Here is a 21,564-nt window from a genome sequence, read left to right on the forward strand (position 1 = left end):
GGAGGTCAGTTGAGTGTAGGGAGGAAACCCCTCCTGAGAAGACATTGTGTGTTCAGTCCCCCTCCGACGGGGCGGTCTGCTTAGTATGTGTAGCTCAGTGACAGACCGAAGGTGCGAGGCTTACCGGCAAAGCGGATCACCGTGTTCGCGTTCGAGATCACCTGCTGCCAGTAATACTCGTCGGTCAGGTTCTTGCCCCACAGGCTGACTTTCCATTTGTCATCCAGCGTGTAGAGGCCGATTGAGCCGTTCAGCGTGCCGTATGCGTCGATGTCATACAGCTCATCATCCGGGCTGCTTGCTGTTGAGTCACTCTGCCAGCGGCCGCTGAGAGATGCTTCGAGACCCCAGTTCGGAGACACTTCGCGGTCATAGATCAGAGACAGGCTGAGTGTTTCTTCCGGGCTGTAGAGGAATGGGTCGCCCTCACGATTGATCGGCGTACCGAACGTATCGAAGGTTTCGAAGCTGCCATACTCTGTGTGCAGGAAGGTTGCACCTGCGATCGCTGTCAGGCTGTCAAAGACGAGCCAGGTCAGTTCGCCGTCAAAGCCGTAAGCCTTGCCGCTTGGTGCGTTCTGCAGCTGTGACAGAGCGCGGTAGATCGGGTCCGGGAAGTAGGTCGAAACCTGCTTGTCTTCATAATCATAGTAGAAGACAGACGCGTTCGCCTGCATGCGGCCGTTCAGCAGACCGGCTTTCACACCCAGTTCGTAAGCCAGCAGGCTTTCCTGAGTTGCCGGGAAGTTCTGCTCGGCTTTTGATGCGGCGTTCACAGGAACCGATGCACCCTTATAGCCCTGTGATACCGAAGCGAAGAGCAGCAGATCGTCGAAACGCTCTGGTGTGTAATTCGCAACGACGCGCCAGGAAACATTGTCCTCGGTCAGATCGGAGACGACCGGGCCGAAGGCATTGTTGGTTTCGCTATAAGTGTTACAGCCATTTTCTTCGAGCGCAGCCGGTGGCACAGCGAGACCGTAAAGACCGGTGAAGAAGACGCGGTTGAAGACGTTCACGTTTGGCTGCATGGAGCCGTTAATGTCGCCGGAGCAACCAACATAGTCCTGGCTGTCTTCCGTGTAGCGAACACCGGTTGTCAGCGTCAGTTCTGGAGAGATATCCCAGTCTGCGTTTGCAAAGATACTCCAGGTCGTCGTCTCGAACTCACCAATGTCATAGTAAGTCTGGAACGAGTTCAGAAGCTCAGCCGCCGTGTATGGCGCGCCGGTTTCCGGGTCGATATTCATCGCAGCAACCAGACCTGCAATCTCTGGCGGGAAGCCGAGCTGGGTCGGGTCAACCGTCAGAAGATAAGCGGCCGTGCTGACAAAGTTCGAGTTGGCATTGTCACGCAAATTGGTCTGGTTGGAGTCCGTGATCTCATCCTTGCCGTAATAGGCGCCGACGAGCCAGCTTGCGATGCCGGTCTCACCTTCGAGACGAATTTCCTGGCTGAGGGATTCGATTTCACCATCAATATCCTGGGTCAGGATCTGGAATGGCGCACCTGACCAGTCGAGCATGGATTCACGTTCCAGCTTGTTATAGCCGGTCAGCGAAACAACGCGCATGCCATTGTCGAACTCATAGTTGAGGCCGAGTTTTACAGCATCGAAACGGGAATCTTCTTCCAGTGGACCTTCGAGGCCTGGAACACCGCCAACGGTGGCTTCGCGTCGAGCACGAGGCGCCCAGTCAGCATCTTCGCCAGAGGTTGGCTGGTTGTTCTGGATGAAGTCCAGTAGACCTGGCTCCAGGAAGCCGGACGCTGTAGATGGCCCGTTTGTGCCAGGAACAATGAAGAATGGGTTTGTGTTTGGTGTCAGACCGATGGCTTGTCCGCCGAGCGTGTCTGACTTGTTCAGCCAGCCATTATAAGAGAAATCGACGTCGAACATTGGCGTTGGCTGCCATGCGAGCGCGAGACGATAGCCGGTCTTGTCGACCTTACCGCGTGTCTCGTCATGCGACATGGATTTCTGCCAGCCTTCGGCGCTTGTTTCCTGACGGAACGCAAAGCGCGCCTGGAAGGTGTCGCTGATTGGCAGGTTCATCATGCCTTCATAGTTGAAGGTCTGGTAGTTGCCGAGGTCGGCCTTCAGGCTTGCTTCAAACTCTTCAGATGGCTTGTTCGTGACGACGTTGAACAGACCAGCCGTTGTGTTGCGACCGAACAGAGTCCCCTGAGGTCCTTTCAGAACCTCAATCCGTTCAATGTCGAACACCGGGCCGGAGTTCATGATCGGGTATGGATAAGCAACTTCGTCGACATATGTACCGACCGTAGAGGTCGCTGACATGTTGATCGTGTTGAAGCCGATACCGCGCAGCGTGTAAGTCGGAACGCCCTGATAGCTCTGAGACACGGTGAAACTTGGTACCAGAGATTGCAGATCGTCGACGCTGTTGACGCGCAGCGTGTCCATTTGTTCTGCACCAAAGGCCTGGATGGCCATCGGAACGTCGTTCGCAGATTCTTCGCGACGTTGCGCCGTCACAGTGACGGTGGTCAGTTTCATGGATTGATCGGCTTCAGGCTCAGCAGCTGCCGGGGCTGCTTCTGCTTCGGTGGCTTCCTGCGCAAGCGCCGGGGAAACCGAAGCGAATGTCATGACGGACGCACTCGCCAGCAGGAGCTGGCGAAGGTAATTCGATGGCATAATTTTCTCCTCCCAAAAGCCATTATTTATTTGGTGGCTTTTTGATACTCTATCCTTGCGGGAACTTATTTTCTACGCAAGCTATCAAGATCAACAGGTGTAACCCCTGCTTGTTTTCTTGATTATTTCAGGCCCAATACAGCTTTTGCTATAATGTTTCGCTGGACCTCATTCGAACCGCCATAAATCGAAGCGGCGCGATTGTTCAGATAACGCGGCATGATGGTGACCATGTTTTCCGGTCCCACAGGCGTTTCATTGCTCGATGGATCAAGTGCCTGGATCTGAGCGACACCCGTGTATGTGCCGGAGATCGCGACGGCGAGCTCATCCACCATCTGCATGGTTTCGGTCCGCTGCATTTTGAGCATGGAGGCTGCTGGCCCCGGATTGTTGCCGCTTGAAACAGCAGCAAGCACGCGTTGCTCTGTCATCTTGATCGCTTCAACGCGAATTTCGGCTTCAGCCAGGCGGCGTTTCAGGGCCGCATCATCGGGTGCCTGATCCTTCAGGATCTTGCGGGCGCGTTTGACGGAGACTTCCAGACCCGCCGAAGAGCCACCGCTGCGTTCAAACTCGAGCAGGTATTTGGCGACGGACCAGCCATCATTCTCTTCGCCCAGACGGCCTGATTTCGGGACGCGGACATTGTCGAAGAAGACCTGATTGACTTCATGCTCGCCTGCCAGCGTGATGATCGGATCGACCTTGATGCCCGGCGTGTCCATTTCCAGCAGAAGGAAGGTGATGCCTTGCTGGGGTTTGCCGTCAGCCTTGGTGCGGACCAGGCAGAACATGCGGTTGGCGTGATGGGCGTGTGTCGTCCAGATCTTCGTGCCGTTCAGGATATAGTCGTCGCCATCTGATTCCGCCTTGAGCGACAGGCTGGCGAGATCGGAACCGGAGCCCGGCTCGGAATAGCCCTGGCACCAATAGTCTTCACCAGCGAGGATGCGCGGCAGATAGAAATTCTTCTGCTCTTCGGTACCGTATCCAATGATGCATGGGCCAACCATGTTGAGGCCCATCGGCGCGAGCGATGGGGCGCCAGCCAGTGCATACTCGGTTTCATAGATATAACGCTGAACCTCGGTCCAGCCTGTGCCGCCATATTTCTTCGGCCAGCCCGGTGCGACCCAGCCTTTCTTGTGCAGGATTTTCTGCCATTCGAGGCTGTATTCCGGTTCCATGAAGACGCTGGTCGCCAGTTTTCCGGCGCGCGCGAGCTTGTCTGTCAGGTTCTCGGCAAAGAATGTTCGCACTTCTTCACGGAATTCGAGATCTTCAGGCGTCAGGTCGAGATTCATGGCGTTTTCAATTCTTATTCCCTGTTATACAGCTCTCAAATTGAAACGCGCTTCAATTTGAGGCAACCTCATAATACCGATAGGGAGACGTGATTATGACGGGCGAACCAGACAGCGCCGCGCGCAGTGAGGACGAATCCCGCTTGCAGGCGATGGCGGATAAAATCGCAGACATCGGTGCGGAAATGGGGCTCCCTTTCATTGCGGTGAGCGCCGACATTTCCGACCCTGATCCCATGCTGGACGCGAATGGAGTGCCTTTCGCCGAATCCCGTTTTCGCTGGATTGATCCGGATCTGGTGTACTGGAAGGATCGTTCCTTCGCGCTGCGATCCGACGTTTTGCGCACGTGTCGGCTGGTCGCAGAGCCTTTCTATCTGATGGATGGACAGGCCTATAGCTGGCGTCACATCAACGCGCTTGAAGATGTTGATCTGACAAAGGCGAGCAAGCTGTATGGCATGCGCTCATCTGTTGTTTGTCCCTGCCACCTGCCTTTGGGAGTGATCGGTGCCATTGTCTGGGGCAGCGATACGCTGATTGAGGAGCTGCCGGCTTTCTTCAAGGCGCACGCCGAAGAGCTTCACATCCTCGCTTTGAAGTTCATCGCGACCTATCGCGATATGCGGCTTGAGCGGCGCACGCATCTGGACGAGGAACTGACCCGCCGGGAAATTCAGTGTCTGAAATGGGCCGCCGCAGGCAAAACGGACGCAGAGATTGCCGTGATTGTCGGTATTTCAGCGCCAACCGTTCGGTTTCACCTGACCAATGCCAGCCGGAAGCTCGGCGTTTCCGGGCGGACGCAGGCGATCCACCGGGCGACAAAGCTTGGATATGTTGGCGCTGTGACAGCCTGACCCGGACCGGGCGCGCAAACTGGTCGGACTTTTGCAAAGGGAGGGGACATACACCTTTCTCTTGATACGTCTGGTTTGCAAATGTCCAATACTGACACGCTTTACACCGACAGTACGCCTGCTGAGCGCAAACGTTCTGCCCTGTCCCGCTTCTGGAATGCGCTGATTGAGGGGATGACCCCGCCGCCGTCTCCGTCTCTGGATAAATCCACATCCCTGCGTATTCGCATTGCCCGCCCCATGTGTATTTTCTTCATGGTGCTGGTGCATGTGAACCCGGGCGTGGCCGAGGTTGATCTGGCGACCCATGGTGTGCGTCTGGCAGACTGGGTCCGGTATTTCTTTGCAGATGGCGTTGGCCGGACGAGCATTGGCCTTCTGGCGATTGTCTCCGGCTTCCTCGCCATTTCGACTGCGCGGGTGTTCCCGTTCGGCAAATTTGCCATGAAACGTGTGCGGAGCCTGCTCATCCCGATGGTCGTGTGGAGCGCGCTTCTGCTGATGGCCTATATTGCAGGCGATCAGGTGCAGCCCGGCTATCTGGAACATCAGGTCGGTGAGGCGTTTGCCTGGTCACACATTCCGAACTGGCTGTTCGGGATTACTGATCACCCGGCAAACTTCCCGCTTGGCTTTTTGCGTGACCTGTTCATCTGCGCGCTACTGACCCCGGTCATTGTGCTGGCCATGCGCAAATTTGCACTACCGGTTCTGGCGGTTCTGTTTGTTCTGATGGTCACACATGCACCATCGCCTTTCCTCGGAAACAACATTCCGCTCTTCTATTCGATGGGTATCTGGTTCGCGCTGAATGGTCAGACCATGGAGCGCTGGATTGATCGCCATGCTGGCAAGGTCATTCTGGCATTCGTCATTTATGCGCTGAGCCTCACCACGATGAGCTTTCAGGTTCAGCTGCACCCGAATGAGGGGCTGGAGCCGATCTTTACAGGCCTGATGGAAGTGGAACGCCTGTTCGGTGCGGCAGCTTTCTGGGCGATTGCGGGCATGATCCTGAAGACCAACTGGAAGAGCCTGATCACACGATTGGAGCCTTTCGCCTTCTTCGTGTTCTGCAGTCACATCTTCCTGACAACCATGCTGTGGATGCCGTTCAAATTCCTGGTGGGTGACTATTATCACCCGGCCTATCTGGTCTTCTTCTTCCTGTGCCCGGTGCTGACCTTTGGGCTGGCAATTGTCGGCGCGCTGATGCTGGGCAAGCTGATGCCGCCAGTATCTGCCGTTCTGAACGGTGGGCGTCCGCTGCCGAAGCACGCCATTGGCGATCTGTTCCGCGCGCCGGATGCGGCTGTGAAGCTGCCAAAAGAGCCGGTTGGTTCCAAATCGGTCTTCAACTGATCGAAACGAAAAGCGCTCCAGTCCGGAGCGCTTTTTTTATTCTGACAGATAGAGCAGGGTCACTTTTTCGGTGATCTGTTTGAACGCATCGCCAAGCTTTGAGCCATCCTGAACATCAAGATAGTCATCCGGGCTGCTGGCGCAGGTTTTCAGAACCTTCTCGGAGCGCTCATCGGCGAGATCCAGCCGGATGGTGATGATGCGAATGCCGGCTTCCTTTGCATTCGCGCAGGACGTCAGCGTTCGTTCATCCATCGCATCCAGAATGTCTTTCTGAGTGGAGCGGCTCGTCGTGCCTTCCAGGCGTTCATTCTCCAGATAGCCATAGGCCGAGAAGTCGGAACCGCCCGCCTTGTTGCGCTCGACGACCATATTGTTGCCGTCAGACAGCAGGACCACGACCTTTTCGACTTCGTCCGTGAACGCATCGCCTTCAGAGAACGGTTCTTCCGGCGACAAGGCGCGCCAGCCCCAAACCATACCCTGTGCCAGATTGGTCGAGCCGGACGCTGACAGCGCGTCGATTTCCTTGCGCAGATCAGAGAAGCGACTTGTCAGCGGCGTGATCGGGCGCATCTCGCAGTTATAGCTTGGTCCGGTCGATGAGAAGACGTCGCTGAAATAGGTATAGGTCGGCTTGGTCTCCACGGTCGTCCAGTTTGAGACCTTCAGCGGATCGCCAAATTCGCAGTCATTATTGCCATAGCCTTCATTATCGTCTTCGCTGCCTTCGCAGTCATCGCGATCATAGTCGCTTGCATAGACATACCCATCCATCAGCTTGAGCACGTTTTCAGGCAGTCCATATTTCATCGGGTTGCCGATATCCAGGAAGGCTGACCCAAGCGATGAGGCATCCGAGACATAGTTGTTCGGAAACTGCTCTCTCCATCGCGAATCCGTTTCGTCAGGATGAAACAGAGGGACGTAAAGCGTGTCAGGCTTGTTCTTTCGCGGGGTCGTATCGTCGACATCATAAGGTGCCGGGCGGGCCTGAACGCAGCCTTTCCATTCATATCCCAGATGGTCATAAAGGTCGAAACGGTTCAGCCCGTCGACCAGATTGTCGCCATGGACGGAAGACAGCGCCTTGGTGTCCATCCATTTCGCTTTTGCATTCTCTTTGCCGACATTCACATAAGTGGCGAAGGGGACAATGGCGACTTCGATCTGGCCTGCTGAATTCGGCAGGTCTTCCAGCTGGGTCATCATGTCGGTTGCCGCTTTCTGCATGATTTTCAGCTTGTTCAGATGGCTGCCTGTGGGCTTTTGCAACATGGAGCCGGTCGTATCGAGCACGAGCGCCATCTCGACCTTCTTGATGCCGAAGAGCACGCTGGCATGACGCGTAAAGCGTAACTTTTTGATGCCCATGATAGACAGGAATGTCGTGTCCATGCTGACCGTTACGTCTGCCGTCAGCTTGCGGTCGCCCTTGACGATGACGAATTGTTCGATGGTGACAGGGGCGCCATTCAGCTGGTTGGTGAACCATTTGCGCGCTTTGCCCTGTATGTCCTCTTCCTTCATACCGAAGGCTTCATGGGCCACAGCGAGAAGCGCTGCATCGATCGCATTTTGCGCTGCAACGGAATTGCCCCGCTGACGTGACATATCAATCGCGGCCCCCATGAGGACCATCAGGGGGATCAGGCAGATTGCAAAGATCATGGCGACATTGCCGTCGCGATTTGATTTTAGGGATCGAAACATTCTGCTTATCCGGACTACTGGTCAGGATAAGACATCAAAAGGCACAACTTCTTACTAAATCAGGCGGTAATATTTATCTACACGCGTTTACCAAACGGTGCGGAGTAAGATTTTGTTTCCTCCCGCTGCGGCTTGTCAGATGAATTGTTCGCAGAATTGCTAATCTTCGAAAAAATGTACCCGAGGCGTGCATATCAGGCCGTAGACCTTCATCTATGGTGCTGTATACACGCCCTGCGGGAAATTAAAGCCCTCAGACCTTCACCAGTGTGCGCCCCTTAATCTTTCCCTTAAGGATGTTTGCAGCGGTTTCAGGGACATCTTCCAGATTAACTTCTGTGATGGTGTGCTCAAGAATTTCCGGATTTAAATCCTTCGCCAGTCGATCCCATGCGGTTTTGCGTGCCGCATAGGGCGCGTTGACAGAGTCGATGCCCGCCAGTGTGACATTGCGCAGAATGAACGGCATGACCGTCGCCGGAAGATCGGGCCCCTGGGCCAGTCCGCAGGCGGCTACAGCGCCGCGATATTGTGTCTGTGCCAGCACGTTCACGAGTGTATGGCTGCCCACGGCATCGACGGCACCAGCCCAGCGTTCCTTGCCGAGCGGCCGACCTGGCTCTGACAGAGAGGTCCGGTCGATGATAGACGTTGCGCCGAGGCTTTTCAGATAGGCTTCTTCGTCCATGCGGCCCGTTGAGGCGATCACTTCAAAGCCCAGATTGGACAGCACGGCGATCGCGATGGAGCCGACACCGCCATTCGCGCCGGTTACCAGAACCGGGCCTTTCTCTGGCGTGACGCCATTATGTTCCAGCGCCAGAATGGAGAGCATGGCCGTATAGCCTGCTGTGCCGATTGCCATGGTCTGACGCGTGGTGAAAGTGTCCGGCACCTTGATCAGCCAGTCAGATTTGACCCGCGCCTTTTCGGCATAGCCGCCAAAATGCGTCTGGCTCAGAGCCCAGCCATTGATCAAGACCTTGTCGCCGGGTTTGTATCGGGCATCCTCGGAAGAGGTGACCGTGCCGGCAAGGTCGATGCCGCCAATCATCGGATAGGACTGGATGATGCCCGGCGCGCCGGAGAGCGCGAGCCCGTCCTTATAGTTCACCGTCGACCATTCGACATCAATCGTCACATCGCCCGGCATCAGATCGTCTTCGGCCATCTCGATGAGATTGGTTTCGATCTGTTTGTCGTCAGATTTGGTCGTGAAAAGCGCGCGAAATGACATGATCCCTCCCGAGGGTCCTGGTACCTGGCTGATGATGTTTAAAGCTAAATATGACCCGCTTTGATGCGGCTGCAAGGGGAGGGAGACGCTGACGTGGCGGTAATTTGGCTCAGTCGATCACATTGTCTTTAATTAGCCGGTCGAAATACGCGATGGTCGGTTCGAGACCCGCGCGCAGCGTTATGGTCGGCTCCCAGCCCATCTTTTCTTTCGCCAGTGTGATGTCCGGCTTGCGTTGTTTTGGATCATCGGGTGGCAGCGGCTTTTCGATGATTTCAGACGTCGATCCCGTCATTTCGATAATGACTTCAGCGAGCTCCCGAATGGTGAATTCGCCGGGATTGCCCATATTTACCGGGCCCAGAAAATCGTCCGGCGTATCCATGAGCTTCATGAAGCCGCTGACCAGGTCGTCGACATAACAGAATGACCGCGTCTGATTGCCTTTGCCAAAAACGGTGATGGGCTCGCCGCGCAGGGCCTGCATGACGAAATTGGAGACGACGCGCCCGTCATTCGGGTGCATGCGCGGACCATAGGTGTTGAAGATGCGCGCAATCTTGATGTTCACGCCATGCTGGCGATGATAATCCATGAACAGCGTTTCGGCGGCGCGTTTGCCTTCATCATAACAGGAGCGCAGCCCGATTGGGTTCACATTCCCCCAATAGCTTTCCGGCTGCGGGTGGAGGGTCGGGTCGCCATAGACTTCCGATGTCGAGGCCTGAAAGATTTTCGCTTTCAGGCGTTTGGCGAGGCCGAGCGCGTTAATGGCGCCATGCACGGATGTCTTCAGGGTCTGCACCGGGTCAAACTGATAATGAACCGGGCTGGCCGGGCAGGCGAGGTTATAGATCTCGTCCACTTCCACATAGATCGGGTGCGTGATGTCGTGGCGCAGCGCTTCAAAGCGCGGATTGGACAGGAGGTGCGTGATATTGGTGCGCCGGCCTGTATAGTAATTATCGACGGAAAGCACTTCATCGCCGCGCTCAAGCAGGCGCTCGCACAGATGAGAGCCGAGAAAGCCGGCGCCGCCCGTGACCATGATCCGTTTGCTGCTGAAAGACATACGCGCTTGAATTTCCTCTGAAGTGACGTCTCGCGACCGATCAGACGGTCATCACTCGATTAATACGGTGTTCGGCGCAAGATACAAACCTGTCATTCTTCAAGGGCATGTCCTTAGCAACAAAAAACGCGCGAGACGGATATCTCGCGCGCTTCTTCAATAAAGTCAGCTGATCGCTTATTTGCGCCAGACAGATGCCAGCGCCGGATCTTCCGGTTCGCCGTCATATTTGCGGGTTTCCGCGCGTGACACGACCATATGGTGCACTTCGTCCGGGCCGTCAGCCAGACGCAGCGTACGCTGGCTCGCATACATGCGGGAAAGCGGTGACCACTGGGAGACACCCGTTGCACCATGCATCTGGATTGCTTCGTCGATGATCTGGCAGACACGCTCTGGCACCATCGCCTTGACCATGGAAATCCAGACACGGGCTTCCTTGTTGCCGAGCACGTCCATCGCCTTGGCCGCCTTCAGAACCATCAGACGCATGGCTTCGATCTCGATGCGTGCGCGGGAGACCTTCTCCATATTGCCACCGAGCTTGAGGAGCGGCTGACCAAACGCATCGCGAGCCAGGCCGCGACGGATCATCAGGTCGAGCGCTTTCTCAGCCGAGCCAAGCGAACGCATGCAGTGGTGAATACGGCCCGGGCCAAGACGCAGCTGAGAAATCTCGAAGCCACGGCCTTCGCCGAGCAGCATGTTCTCTTTCGGGACGCGTACGTCTTCAAACAACAGGTGCATGTGACCGTGTGGCGCGTCATAGTCGCCAAAGACCTGCATGCCGTCGACAATGGTCACGCCCGGATGTGGCAGCGGTACCAGAATCTGAGATTGCTGTTTGTGAGACGGTGCGTCCGGGTTGGTCTGCACCATGCAGATCATGATTTTACAACGTGGATCGCCCGCGCCGGAAATATAGTATTTCTCGCCATTAATGACCCACTCATCGCCATCCAGAACAGCTGTCATGGAGACGTTGCGCGCATCCGAAGAGGCTTTGGCAGGCTCGGTCATGGCAAAGGCCGAGCGGATCTTGCCTTCCAGAAGCGGCTTCAGCCACTGTTCTTTCTGGGCAGGTGTGCCAACGCGTTCGAGCACTTCCATATTGCCCGTGTCAGGCGCCGAGCAGTTCATGCTTTCAGACGCCAGCGGGTTCTTGCCGAGTTCAGCAGCGATATAGGCGTAATCGAGGTTTTTCAGGCCTTCGCCGGTTTCAGCATCCGGCAGGAAGAAGTTCCAGAGACCTTGTTTCTTGGCTTCGTCTTTTGCTTTTTCCAGCGTTTCGAGCTGGCCCGGAGCATAGCTCCAGATGTCCGTTTTCTTTTCGCCGAGGCGGTAGAATTCCTCGCTCATCGGTTCAACGGTTTCGGCAATGAAGCGCTTTACATGCTCATAGAGCGGCTTGGCCGCGTCTGACATACGCAGGTCGTTCATTTCCGGTGAATGCGTATCAAGCTGTGGTGTCGTGGCTGTGTCGGCCATGGTGCTCTCCCTCCTGAGACTGTGTGTTCTTATCGTTCTGTCCACAGCGTAAAGGGTATTTGAGCCGTTGAAAATGGGGGGCGTAAGGTAATCACCGATAATTGTATGTAACTATTGCAAAGCTTATGGGCTTTGCCGTTGCGAGAGGCCTGAACGCCGTCGGCGCGTTAGCCGCATTGCAGGACTTTTGACGTCTGCAGCGATTTGCAAAGGTCCGGATTGCCATTGCAGCAATCTGCGACAATGCCTTCGACCATGCCGCTGACGCTTTCAATGTCAGCCGAATAGTAAAGTGTGCGCCCATCGCGCCGGGCAGAGACCAGCCCTGTGCGGGACAGAATGCCGAGATGCGTGGATAGTGTGTTCGGCAGAATATCGAGCTCGGATGCAAGCTGGCCAGCAGGAATACCGTCCGGACCGGCCTTCATCAGGCGCCGAAACACGCGAAACCGGCTCTCCTGACCGAGCGCGGCCAATTGATCGATAATGTGCTTGGGTGTGTCGGGCATGGGCTCGGCCTGATTGTCTTGTTATCTTGTGCACCTGCCGATTACAGGGATGGCAAACTTGTTCGTAATCGCGCCAGCCGTCAATCTGGCAATCTTTACAGGCTGTGGTCGTGCGCTGTGTCCTCGGCAGGAAAGCGTGCGCGTGTCCTGTTGGCGAAGGCGACCAGAGACAGCATGACAGGCACTTCCACCAGCACGCCGACCACAGTGACGAGTGCAGCGCCGGAATTCAGACCATAAAGACCAATGGCGACTGCAACGGCGAGTTCGAAGAAGTTGGACGTTCCGATCAGCGCGCAGGGGGCTGCAATCCGGTGCGGCACTTTCCAGGCAAAGGCGGCCGCATAGGCAATCGCAAAAATACCATAGGACTGTATCAGGATCGGCACCGCGATCAGGGCGATCAGTATCGGATTGTCCAGAATGACCTGGCCCTGAAATCCGAACAACAGAATGACCGTCCCAAGCAGGCCGAGCACGGAATAGGGCTTAACAGCCGCGGTAAAGGCATCGACCCTGGCTTGCGACCCACCCCGCAACAGCGCGATCCGCGTCAGCGTGCCAGCAACGAGCGGCACCACAACATAAAGCACGACAGAAAGCGTCAGCGTTGCCCACGGAATTTCAATGTCCGTCACGCCGAGCAGCAGAGCCACAATTGGCGCAAACGCGAAAACCATGATCACATCATTCATGGAGACCTGAACCAGCGTGTAGTTCGGATCGCCTTTGGTAAGCTGTGACCAGACAAACACCATGGCTGTGCACGGGGCTGCGCCGAGCAGGATGAGGCCTGCGATATACTGGCTCGCATCCTCGGTCGGGATGAAGCCGGCAAACACATAGCGGAAGAACAGAACGCCAAGCGCCGCCATGGTGAAGGGTTTGATCAGCCAGTTGACCACAAGTGTGATGATCAGGCCCTTCGGACGGGTGTGGATCTGCTTCAGGCTGGCAAAATCGATCGACACCATCATCGGGTAGACCATGGCCCAGATCAGCACCGCCACCAGCAGATTGACGCTGGCGTATTCCAGCGAGGCCAGCGCGGCAAAGACATCAGGAAACAGGGTGCCCAGGGTGATCCCGACCGCGATACAGATCGCGACCCAGACAGACAGAAAGCGTTCGAAAAAGCCCATCAGAGCGCTCCGCGAAGATCAAGAGATGGCGTGTGTCGCGATCTCCTAACGCATTTCATCCGCTTTGAAAATGACAGTTCTGGAATTATCGAAACAAAATAGAGGGGCTCGTCTCACGGACGGGAGAAGCGTCTAGCTGGACGTCGAAGACGAAACGAGAAACCGCAGGGCGGAAGGGTAAAATGCCAGCATCCAGGCGACCAAACATGCAGAAAGCGTAAAGACCAATGGAAGCAGGAGAAACGCAAAGCCGCCGCCATCGCGAAGCACGCACAGCCCAAACGAGACCGCCAGAAGTGTCCATCCAAGCGGCCTGAAATAAGCGGGCGGCGTCGGCGCACCATTTCCATCGACGACCTTGCGGAGATTTCGCGGCTGGCTCAGCGAGAGCCAGACAGAACCCAGAAGGCCGGACACGAAAATCAGGATCAACAAAAGCGCAGCGATCATTCAGTTTTGCTCCGCAGGTCTGTCAGGCAGGGCGCTCGCCGCACCGCTGGCGTCAGGGCCTGCCGATGTCGCAAATGCCTTGCTCAGACGAAGCGCAAAATATCCGGCCAGGATAGAGGTCAGGATCAGCATGAGGTCCACTCCGGCAACAGCCCACAACCCACTTGTCATCGAGGTGATCAGATGATCGCCTGTGGTCAGCCAGTTCAGTCCGACGGCCATGAGCGCCAGAACGCCAATCGCGAAACTCTGTTCATGCCAGGCTGCCTTGCCACGAAGACAGGCATGAAGCGTGCTGACAATCCAGACCGCGAAGAATGCCCAGATCTCCAGATCGTGGCGGTGTACATCCAGTGAAATGCTTTTCGGGATCAGACGGTTCGATATCATGAAGGCCGCACTGGCCAGTATGACGCCGCAGATCGCACTCACGCTGAGCGCGCGGATAAAGCGAATGGAAAACGGGTCTGACATGCCTTTTCTGATGCGCGAATGCATCCAGAAAATCAGACCAGAGCCGATCATTGCGCAGCCGGTCAGGCCGCCGAAAAAGTATAGCCAGCGCAGAGGCCAGTGATCGAACTGAATCCAGTGCAGGCCTTCCAGCCAGTTCATGGCGTGATGGATCGTTTTGGGGGAGAAACGGTTCAGGACCTCGCCCGTCTGCGGATCGAAGCTGATCTGGTCAGGGCCTATCGCGACCCGGCGGCTTGGAAAATACCGTTCGGCAAAGACATAGGTGTTGGCATCGCCGTAATTGAAAATGCCCATCCATTCGGGCTCGCTTGTTGCAGAGCCTTCCTCTGCGCGCCAGATTTCCTCAGCGCGATTGTAAAAGCGATCCAGACTGGTGACCGGCGCGCCGGGGCGGTCTGCAAGGTCGATATGGTGCTGGGCATATCCCTCAATCTGCGCATTATAAGCCCGCAAATTGCCTTCATAAGGCACGCTGATCGGCCAGGGAAAATACACCGTTGCAAAGATCACAAGACCACTGAGCGGCAGCAGGAAATGGAGCGGCAGGCCTACCATTGCCGTCAGATTATGGAAATCCAGAGATGCCCGCCGCGTTCTGGTCTTTGGACGGAAAGTGAAGAATTCCTGGAATATCTTTCGATGGATGAAAAGCCCGGAGATGATGAGGATCAGCATGCCCATGGCGGCAATACCAACGACCAGATATCCAAGAATGCCGGGCATATGAAGCATGTAGTGGAAGTGAAAAAAGAACTCACTTCCGGCATGACTGTCTGTCAGATCAAGCGTGGCACCGGTTTGCGGATCAAGGAAATCCTCGCGCGTATGGCCGCTCTGATCTTCGTAATAGAGGCGGATCGCGGGAATGCGGTCACGCGGCGGTGCGACCCAGAATTCAGATCCGACCGCCGGGTTGATGTCGTCCAGTCTTGGCAGGACGGCCTCGTCAATGGACACAGTCTCTGAAGCTGGAAAGCGAAGTTCCGGGATCATCCACTGGTCAATCTCCCGGTCGAAAACCGTCAGCGTGCCGGTCCAGAACACTGCGAAGAGCACAGCCGACAGCCCCAGCCCCAGCCAAGTGTGCAGCCATCCCATGGAGTCGCGAAAGGATTTGGTGATGCGTGTGCTCATGACCTTATCCAGACACCAGTTTCGGGGCGAGGATCACCATGGCGATTGCCGCTGCCAGCATGCCTGCGCTGACAGACAGGAAATAGCGGGTTGCGATGATCCAGATGAAGGTGATCGGAAACATCAGGCAACCGACAAGCACCCCCAGCAGCAAAGCCTCGGTTTGCACCATGCCCAGATGCGGCAACCCTGTGCCCATCAGGGCCATCAGCCCGTTCGCAAAGACGTAACTGACAATCGTTGCGGACAGGAGACGCAGCGTGCGCATCAGATTGGTGTGCCGTACAACGCTCATGACTGCGCCTCGAATGCTGCGGTCAGCGGACCAAGGTGCGGCTCATAGTGACGCCATTTCGCCATGGCCGAGCGGTAGACCGGTTGACGGACCTGCCAACGGCTTGGCGTCTGAACCGCTCTGTCATTCTCATGAAATTGCAGAAGCTGCGCCTCCCAGCCGAGATCAAGGAAGTCTGTGATCCGGCGCGCCTGTGTCTCAAGATCAGAGACCGTATCTTCATAGTCGACGGTCAGAATGTTCAGCTGTGTCACGGCCTCCCAGTGCGCCATGAGACGGCGATAGCCGCGCCAGTAATGTGCGATGTCCTCAAGCGAGGTCGACCAGGTCTGCTGAAGATTGAAGTTATGTGCAAAAATCGAAAGGCCGCAGTCCCTGATATCGCGTCGGCAATGAATGATCCTGGCATTTGGCAGGGCCAGCGCCACCAGTCCCAGATGCCAGAAATTCAGCGGTTGCTTGTCAATGACGCGGCGCGCCGTGTCTGGCGCTCTGCTTCGCGACTGTTGCAGATAGTCGGCGCTCAGCTCCGCAATATGGTGCTCATTCAAATGCACCACGCAGTCAGGCCAGGCAGGATCGGGTTTGCCCAATCGGTCCGGTGTGCCGGTCGCAAGGTCTGTCAGCACGTTCAGCTCGCCCGCTCCGAAACCGGATGAATGCGATGACATGATCTGTTCGGTCAGCGTGGTTCCGGAACGTGGCAGCCCCACCACGAAGACCGGCTGTGAGGAGGCATTGCCCCAACGGCGGCGCGCGTGGAAAAAATCTTCGGAAAACAGGTCGATCAGACGGTCGATGCGTTCATCAAATGCTTTGCGATCAAATGTGCCTGACTGACGCTGGCGCGCTGCATTCGCGGTCTCAAAGGCATGGAACGCCGCATCATATTGCTTCAGGCGGTCATATGCCTTGCCAAGTCCATATCCAAGCAGAGCTTTGTCTCTGTCACGGATATCGGATTCGAGTAAGCGTGCGGCGTCAGCCTGCTCGTCTTCGATATCGACATGTGCGCCCAGTCCCAGAAGACAGGCGAGCGCTTCGCGATTGTGTGGTTCAATCGACAGGGCAGAGCGATAGGATGCGGCCGCAGCCTCGGGCGCGCCGAGATCCTCCTGTAATTGCCCCAGCCCAAAATGCCCGGCGGCGCTTTGCGGATGCGCTGACAGGACATTGCGGTATTCGGTTTCGGCAGCATCGGTATGGCCGAGATTCTTGTGAGCGGTCGCCAGAAGCAATCGCGCCGTTTCATCGCCTGGCGCAACCGCCACCGCTCGCATCAGGCACTGACGCGCCTCTTCGAACTGGCTGTTGGCGTCCAGAACCCGGCTTAGCCCGATCCATGGCGCAACAACGGCCGGGTTCGCTCTCAGAGAATTGCGAAACGCATCAAGCGCGCCAGCAAGATTGCCAGCGCGCCGTGATGTTTCTCCGATTTCAAACCAGTCTCTGGCCGTATGCGATGGTGGGGGCATCAAACCCTCAGAATCTGCCGCTCACTGTAAAGACGGCGGTTAGCGGGGCACCCAGAACCGTACCATAGGTAAAGCTCTGGCCCGGATTGCTGTCTGCGTTTTCGACATATGTTTCATCGAAAAGGTTCAGCACATCAAAGGAGACGTCAATGTTCTCACGAACTGGGTAAGACACATTCAGATCAGCGATCGTATAGCTGTCAAACAGGCCGACATCGCCGACATATCGTGCACCACCGCCAAGTGACAGACCAGCCAGCGTGCCGGTCTGAACCTCATAGCTGAGATAAGCGCTGGCCGTCTCTTCGATGATGGCAGGGGCAGGCAAGAGCGCGCCATCCTCTTCCTCGACATCGGTGCTGCCAAGATTGAGGTTCAGATTTAACGCGTCGGTTGGGCGAATGTTGGCGCTGAGCTCAAAACCCTGAACGGTCAGCTCACCAATGCTGGCATAGAAGAATTCTCCCTGGCCATTATTCGGGTCCAGCACGCCGACATTCTTGCGGATGGAATGGAAGAAGGCGGTTTCAAACGACACAATGCCGTCAAAGAGCGCGCCTTTTGCCCCAAGTTCATAACCGTCCGACGTTTCCGCGGGCAGGGGAGAGGCGTCGCGCCGATCACCAAACTGTGAGTCGAAAGACTGGGCGAAGCTCGCATAGACATTGATGTCTTCGGTCGCTTCATAGGTTGCGCCGAGCCGGAAGGTGACCTCGCCATCATCATAAGGGACGGCATTGCCTCTGCGGGTATTGATCCGGATCGCATCATCATAGCGTACGCCGCCAATGACGGTCAGCCGGTCCGTTGGGCGGATCGCGGCTTCTGCATAGACCGAATTGAGCTCGCTTTCGAACGAGGAGAAGGGCGCAAACGTCGCCGGGTCCTGTACCGGGCCAAAGCGCGGCGCATCGAGCTCATCGAGGCGAACCGCTTCAACGAATGGGAAAGCGCCAAACGCGCGTTCGAAATTGGTGTCATTATAAGAGGCACCGACAACGAAATCCTGCTGCTGACCCCAGAACTCGGCCTGATAGGCCAGCTGTGCATCCAGGAATGTCGCGTCCTGTGTCGTCGCGCCTGCAAAACCATAGGCATACACATACGGGTCGTTTGCGCCGATGCCCGGTCCGCCATCGGCATAATTATAGTTATAAAGACCGACCGTGTTCTGATAGTCGAAGTCGGTTTCCTGATAGCTGCCACGGACGGTCAGCTTCAGATTGTCCAGAAAATCATGGACGAATTCCGATGCGTAATAGGTATCCTTGGAGACCGCTTCTCCATTGGCGAGGCCGGTAAATGTGCTGGTGTCGATTTCATCCGGAATGCTGCCATCAGACATCAGTGGAAAGCCGGAGTTCGGATTGGAGGTCGTCTCTGTATAGGAGACGCTGGCTTTCAGCGCGGTTGCCGGGCCGAAGTCGAACGCGACGACCGGCCGGATCGCAAAGGTTTCGCGTTTGGTTTCTTCCGCGTCAAACTGATAGTCGCGATAAGCGCCTGACAGGCGGAACAGCACGCCGTCAGCCTGTTCGATCTCACCCATGTTGAAATCGAATTCGCCGCCAATACTGCCGAAATGATCGGCGCGGACTTTGAAGTCTGTAAATTGCTCGGCTTCCGGTGATTTCGTCACGGCGTTGATGACGCCGCCCGCTGCAACAGGGCCCAATGCGATGGAAGCAGGTCCCTTGAGCACTTCATACCGGTCAATAAAGGCATCATCGCGGGCGCCGGATCCGCGAAACTCATTCGAGACGCGGTTGTCGACGAGAACGTTGGCAAAGAAGCCGCGGGATTTGAAGCTCGGTGTTCCCGTGCCCAGCCGGTCTTCAGACAGGGTGATGTTCGGGAGCGTGGTCAGCGCCTCGATCGGGCGCGTGAAGTTCCGGTCATCCAGAAAATCACGGTCGAGAATGTTCAGTGTAAAAGGCAGTTCTTCCGGTGGGACGGGAATGCGGTCAATCAGGGACTGCTGGAAGCGGCCTTTGACCTCAATTGTGTCCTGACGAAGTTCGTCTGATGTGTCGCTCTCTGTTTGCGCAAATGCCGTTTGTGCGCTTGCGATCAGGGCTGTTGCAGAAACAGCAGCAAGCAGGTGTGCGGCGAGCCCGGAAGGTTTAAAATTCGATGTCATAATCCCCAGTCCCAAAATCGAAATCAATATTTGCTAATAATTCGCAATAACAAATTCGGGCCTAGCGAGTTGTTTGAGGCATTGCAACTGATAATAATTATCAATCTGCGTGAAAATGCCGATTTCATGAGAATGAGCCGCGCTGAACGCGATCAGGCGCAGTTTCAGGCGAGCTTGTCTCGCTGCTGGGACATGTTTTGGCAGAAGAAATGGTGGGCGGTACTGGGATTGAACCAGTGACCCCTACGATGTCAACGTAGTGCTCTCCCGCTGAGCTAACCGCCCTCATTTGGAAAACCGGGCAGAAAAGCCCCGTTTCGGGAAGCGGTCATAAATCACAAAGCGCTATCGCTCGTCAATCGGCTTTTTGCGGAAAATGGCGCAAACTTCATGCGGCATGACATAAGCTGGCTCAGCCCGACAATCGGTGCGACAGGGCGATGGCAAGACTTGTCGCAACATTCAGGCTGTCGACAGCGTTCGCCATGGGAATGCGCACCCGTTCGCCGCGCGCAAGCAGGGCGTCACTCAGGCCCGGCCCTTCCGGCCCCAGCACCAGGCAAAGCCTGTCCGGTCGGGGTGTCTTGTAAAGATTGGTTGCCGTCTCTCCGGGGGTGAGCGTCCAGATCGTCCAGCCCTCACCTTTGAGCGTATCGAGCAGCGTTTCGCCGCTACCACCATGATAATAGGGCAGCCAGAGGGCCGTGCCTGCGGAGACGCGAATGGCCTTTCGATAGAGCGGATCGCAGCTTGTCTCATCCAGCACCACGCCGTCGGCGCCCAGCGCCGCGCAATTTCGAAAGACCGCGCCGACATTGTCATGGTTGGATGTGCCAATGCAGAGCGCCAGCGTCGTGGCGCCCGTTTGCGCCGATAGCCAGCCCCCAAAGTCTGTTTCCGGCGCTTTGCGCGCACAGGCAAGAATGCCGCGATGGATCGGAAAGCCGGCAATCTGGTCCATCAGGCTTTGCGGCGCTGTGTAAATCGGCACGCTGTAGGGTAGTTTCTCAAGCAGCTCGGCGAGAACCGGCACGCGGCCTTCTTCCAGAAAGACGCTGTCCAGATCGAACCGGGCCCGCGTGATGCAGACCTCCAGCGTGACTTTGCCTTCGACCAGAAACAGTCCGTCACGGCCTGTCAGATCGCGCTCACGCACGGCCGTATAGGGCGCAATACGAGGGTCATCTCTGGATGTGACGGCGTGAAGGTTCAGGGCCAAGGCGGTGAGATCTCTTTGGATTGGCGATGTGCCGGGTGACTTGCCAAGCGGGCAGGAAGGCTCTCTTATTTCCGACACCAAATGTCGGGGGACAATATGGAATATGAAACCAAGGGACAAAAGTCCAAAAAGGGGATGCCGAGCTGGGTCGTCATCCTCATCATTGTTGCTGTCTGCGCGGGCGTTGGGACTTGCACATGGCAGTTCGTCAATCTGTTCAAGAGCGTGCTGGCGTTTCAGGAGCGCAATGACGCATTTGTCGCCGAGATCGTCGAGGATGGTCTGCCACCAGCGGGCAGTCCGATCTATTCCATTGCGGGTGAGGGGTGGAGCCAGGACGGGATCGACACCGTCAACACCTTCCTCTGGCGGTATCAGGATTTCGACCTCAGCAATGGGTCGTCCTGTTCCATGCGCACCCTGGCGAGCACCGAAGAGCTGTCTGGCACCTTTGCCGAGTGCGATAAGTTGATGCCGATTGACGGGAAGGACGGAATGCTATCGCTGCGCTGGCGCAAGGAGGAGGGTGACTGGCGTCTGCTCTGGTTCGACTATAATTTCAGCGGTATTGAGAACAACAATGCGACCGGGTCCGAAAATGCGTCACAGCATGAGGCAGCGTCGGACTCAAATGAAAATCGGCCCTGATACAGTTCGGGTAAGGTCCGGCTAGGATGTGGCCTGGCGGGCGTCGAGATTGTCATAGGCGTTCTCGACCTGACCTGTCGCGGCATTGATCAGCAGGGCCTGATCCTCAACGCGGACCCAGTCAAAGCCATCCGGCGCGGGCGGCAGGTTAAAGGCGCGATATTCCGGCCAGTTCGCTTCACCGAATTCCACGGGGACATAGTCGCCTTTTTCGAACGACATGCTCACAGGCGCAGGCGTTGATTTCGCCCAGTCGCGCGCTGCCCAGTCGCCTGCTGCAAAGTCGTCGGCAAGTGTCGGTGCCATTAACAGGAGCGGGATCACGCTGATGGCCATAAAGGCGGTGTCGGGTCTGAACGGTTTCATGTCTCTT

19 protein-coding genes and 1 tRNA gene are annotated in these 21,564 nt (G+C 56.4%); 4 read left to right on the plus strand and 16 right to left on the minus strand.

Annotated features, from left to right (window positions below):
* Window positions 1-80: 80 nt before the first annotated feature.
* Entirely contained in the window at window positions 81-2,663 is a 2,583-nt protein-coding gene (locus ACFQDM_RS03005) for a TonB-dependent receptor (RefSeq protein ID WP_377375248.1), read from the minus strand.
* Window positions 2,664-2,785: 122 nt separating this feature from the next.
* On the minus strand, window positions 2,786-3,970 hold the full coding sequence (locus tag ACFQDM_RS03010; protein WP_377375252.1) for an acyl-CoA dehydrogenase family protein: 1,185 nt from the start codon (window positions 3,968-3,970) through the stop codon (window positions 2,786-2,788).
* 95 nt (window positions 3,971-4,065) lie between these two features.
* Between ACFQDM_RS03010 and ACFQDM_RS03015 the strand changes: the two genes are divergently transcribed.
* Both ACFQDM_RS03015 and ACFQDM_RS03020 read left to right on the plus strand, forming a co-directional pair.
* Entirely contained in the window at window positions 4,066-4,830 is a 765-nt protein-coding gene (locus ACFQDM_RS03015; RefSeq protein WP_377375255.1) for a LuxR C-terminal-related transcriptional regulator, read from the plus strand.
* An 81-nt stretch (window positions 4,831-4,911) separates the two neighbouring features.
* Window positions 4,912-6,192 (plus strand): acyltransferase family protein, encoded by a 1,281-nt coding sequence (locus ACFQDM_RS03020; protein ID WP_377375257.1) that lies wholly within the window; start codon window positions 4,912-4,914, stop codon window positions 6,190-6,192.
* Between the two features lie 36 nt (window positions 6,193-6,228).
* Here the strand turns inward: ACFQDM_RS03020 and ACFQDM_RS03025 are convergent, their stop codons facing one another.
* The 11 genes from ACFQDM_RS03025 to ACFQDM_RS03075 form a co-directional block, all read right to left on the minus strand.
* Entirely contained in the window at window positions 6,229-7,905 is a 1,677-nt protein-coding gene (locus ACFQDM_RS03025; RefSeq protein WP_377375259.1) for a pilus assembly protein TadG-related protein, read from the minus strand.
* Window positions 7,906-8,158: 253 nt separating this feature from the next.
* Window positions 8,159-9,142: an acrylyl-CoA reductase (NADPH) gene (gene acuI, locus ACFQDM_RS03030; protein WP_377375262.1), complete on the minus strand. Its 984-nt coding sequence runs from the start codon at window positions 9,140-9,142 to the stop codon at window positions 8,159-8,161.
* Between the two features lie 109 nt (window positions 9,143-9,251).
* Window positions 9,252-10,214: a UDP-glucuronic acid decarboxylase family protein gene (locus ACFQDM_RS03035; protein ID WP_377375265.1), complete on the minus strand. Its 963-nt coding sequence runs from the start codon at window positions 10,212-10,214 to the stop codon at window positions 9,252-9,254.
* 177 nt (window positions 10,215-10,391) lie between these two features.
* Complete coding sequence (locus tag ACFQDM_RS03040) at window positions 10,392-11,702, minus strand: acyl-CoA dehydrogenase family protein (protein ID WP_377375268.1); 1,311 nt, start codon at window positions 11,700-11,702, stop codon at window positions 10,392-10,394.
* Window positions 11,703-11,869: 167 nt separating this feature from the next.
* Complete coding sequence (locus ACFQDM_RS03045; RefSeq protein ID WP_377375271.1) at window positions 11,870-12,211, minus strand: ArsR/SmtB family transcription factor; 342 nt, start codon at window positions 12,209-12,211, stop codon at window positions 11,870-11,872.
* A gap of 95 nt (window positions 12,212-12,306) precedes the next feature.
* A complete protein-coding gene (gene arsB, locus ACFQDM_RS03050; RefSeq protein WP_377375274.1) occupies window positions 12,307-13,353 on the minus strand; it encodes an ACR3 family arsenite efflux transporter in 1,047 nt (348 codons plus the stop codon).
* Between the two features lie 132 nt (window positions 13,354-13,485).
* Window positions 13,486-13,803 (minus strand): DUF3325 family protein, encoded by a 318-nt coding sequence (locus tag ACFQDM_RS03055; RefSeq protein ID WP_377375276.1) that lies wholly within the window; start codon window positions 13,801-13,803, stop codon window positions 13,486-13,488.
* Complete coding sequence (locus ACFQDM_RS03060) at window positions 13,804-15,414, minus strand: PepSY-associated TM helix domain-containing protein (protein ID WP_377375279.1); 1,611 nt, start codon at window positions 15,412-15,414, stop codon at window positions 13,804-13,806.
* Between the two features lie 4 nt (window positions 15,415-15,418).
* A complete protein-coding gene (locus ACFQDM_RS03065) occupies window positions 15,419-15,709 on the minus strand; it encodes a hypothetical protein (protein WP_377375282.1) in 291 nt (96 codons plus the stop codon).
* On the minus strand, window positions 15,706-17,184 hold the full coding sequence (locus ACFQDM_RS03070) for a tetratricopeptide repeat-containing sulfotransferase family protein (protein ID WP_377375285.1): 1,479 nt from the start codon (window positions 17,182-17,184) through the stop codon (window positions 15,706-15,708). The genes ACFQDM_RS03065 and ACFQDM_RS03070 overlap by 4 nt, the downstream gene beginning before the upstream one ends.
* Before the next feature lie 7 nt (window positions 17,185-17,191).
* Complete coding sequence (locus ACFQDM_RS03075; RefSeq protein WP_377375288.1) at window positions 17,192-19,324, minus strand: TonB-dependent siderophore receptor; 2,133 nt, start codon at window positions 19,322-19,324, stop codon at window positions 17,192-17,194.
* A 69-nt stretch (window positions 19,325-19,393) separates the two neighbouring features.
* Between ACFQDM_RS03075 and ACFQDM_RS03080 the strand changes: the two genes are divergently transcribed.
* The gene (locus ACFQDM_RS03080) at window positions 19,394-19,564 is read left to right on the plus strand and encodes a hypothetical protein (protein ID WP_377375291.1); all 171 of its coding nucleotides are present in this window, start codon (window positions 19,394-19,396) and stop codon (window positions 19,562-19,564) included.
* Here ACFQDM_RS03080 and ACFQDM_RS03085 read toward each other — a convergent pair.
* Window positions 19,535-19,609, minus strand: a tRNA-Val gene (locus ACFQDM_RS03085). The two genes, ACFQDM_RS03080 and ACFQDM_RS03085, sit on opposite strands and share 30 nt — an antisense overlap.
* Before the next feature lie 127 nt (window positions 19,610-19,736).
* Window positions 19,737-20,543 (minus strand): TrmH family RNA methyltransferase, encoded by an 807-nt coding sequence (locus ACFQDM_RS03090; RefSeq protein ID WP_377375294.1) that lies wholly within the window; start codon window positions 20,541-20,543, stop codon window positions 19,737-19,739.
* 81 nt (window positions 20,544-20,624) lie between these two features.
* Between ACFQDM_RS03090 and ACFQDM_RS03095 the strand changes: the two genes are divergently transcribed.
* Window positions 20,625-21,191 carry a hypothetical protein gene (locus tag ACFQDM_RS03095; protein WP_377375297.1) on the plus strand — a complete coding sequence of 189 codons (567 nt, stop codon included), beginning with the start codon at window positions 20,625-20,627 and terminating at the stop codon, window positions 21,189-21,191.
* 21 nt (window positions 21,192-21,212) lie between these two features.
* On the opposite strand, the gene ACFQDM_RS03100 is transcribed toward ACFQDM_RS03095, so the two are convergent.
* A complete protein-coding gene (locus tag ACFQDM_RS03100; RefSeq protein ID WP_377375300.1) occupies window positions 21,213-21,557 on the minus strand; it encodes an RcnB family protein in 345 nt (114 codons plus the stop codon).
* Between the last annotated feature and the right edge of the window lie 7 nt (window positions 21,558-21,564).

Origin of the sequence: Ponticaulis profundi (genome assembly GCF_042659465.1) — a bacterium.
GTDB classification, from domain to species: Bacteria; Pseudomonadota; Alphaproteobacteria; order Caulobacterales; family Hyphomonadaceae; genus Ponticaulis; species Ponticaulis profundi.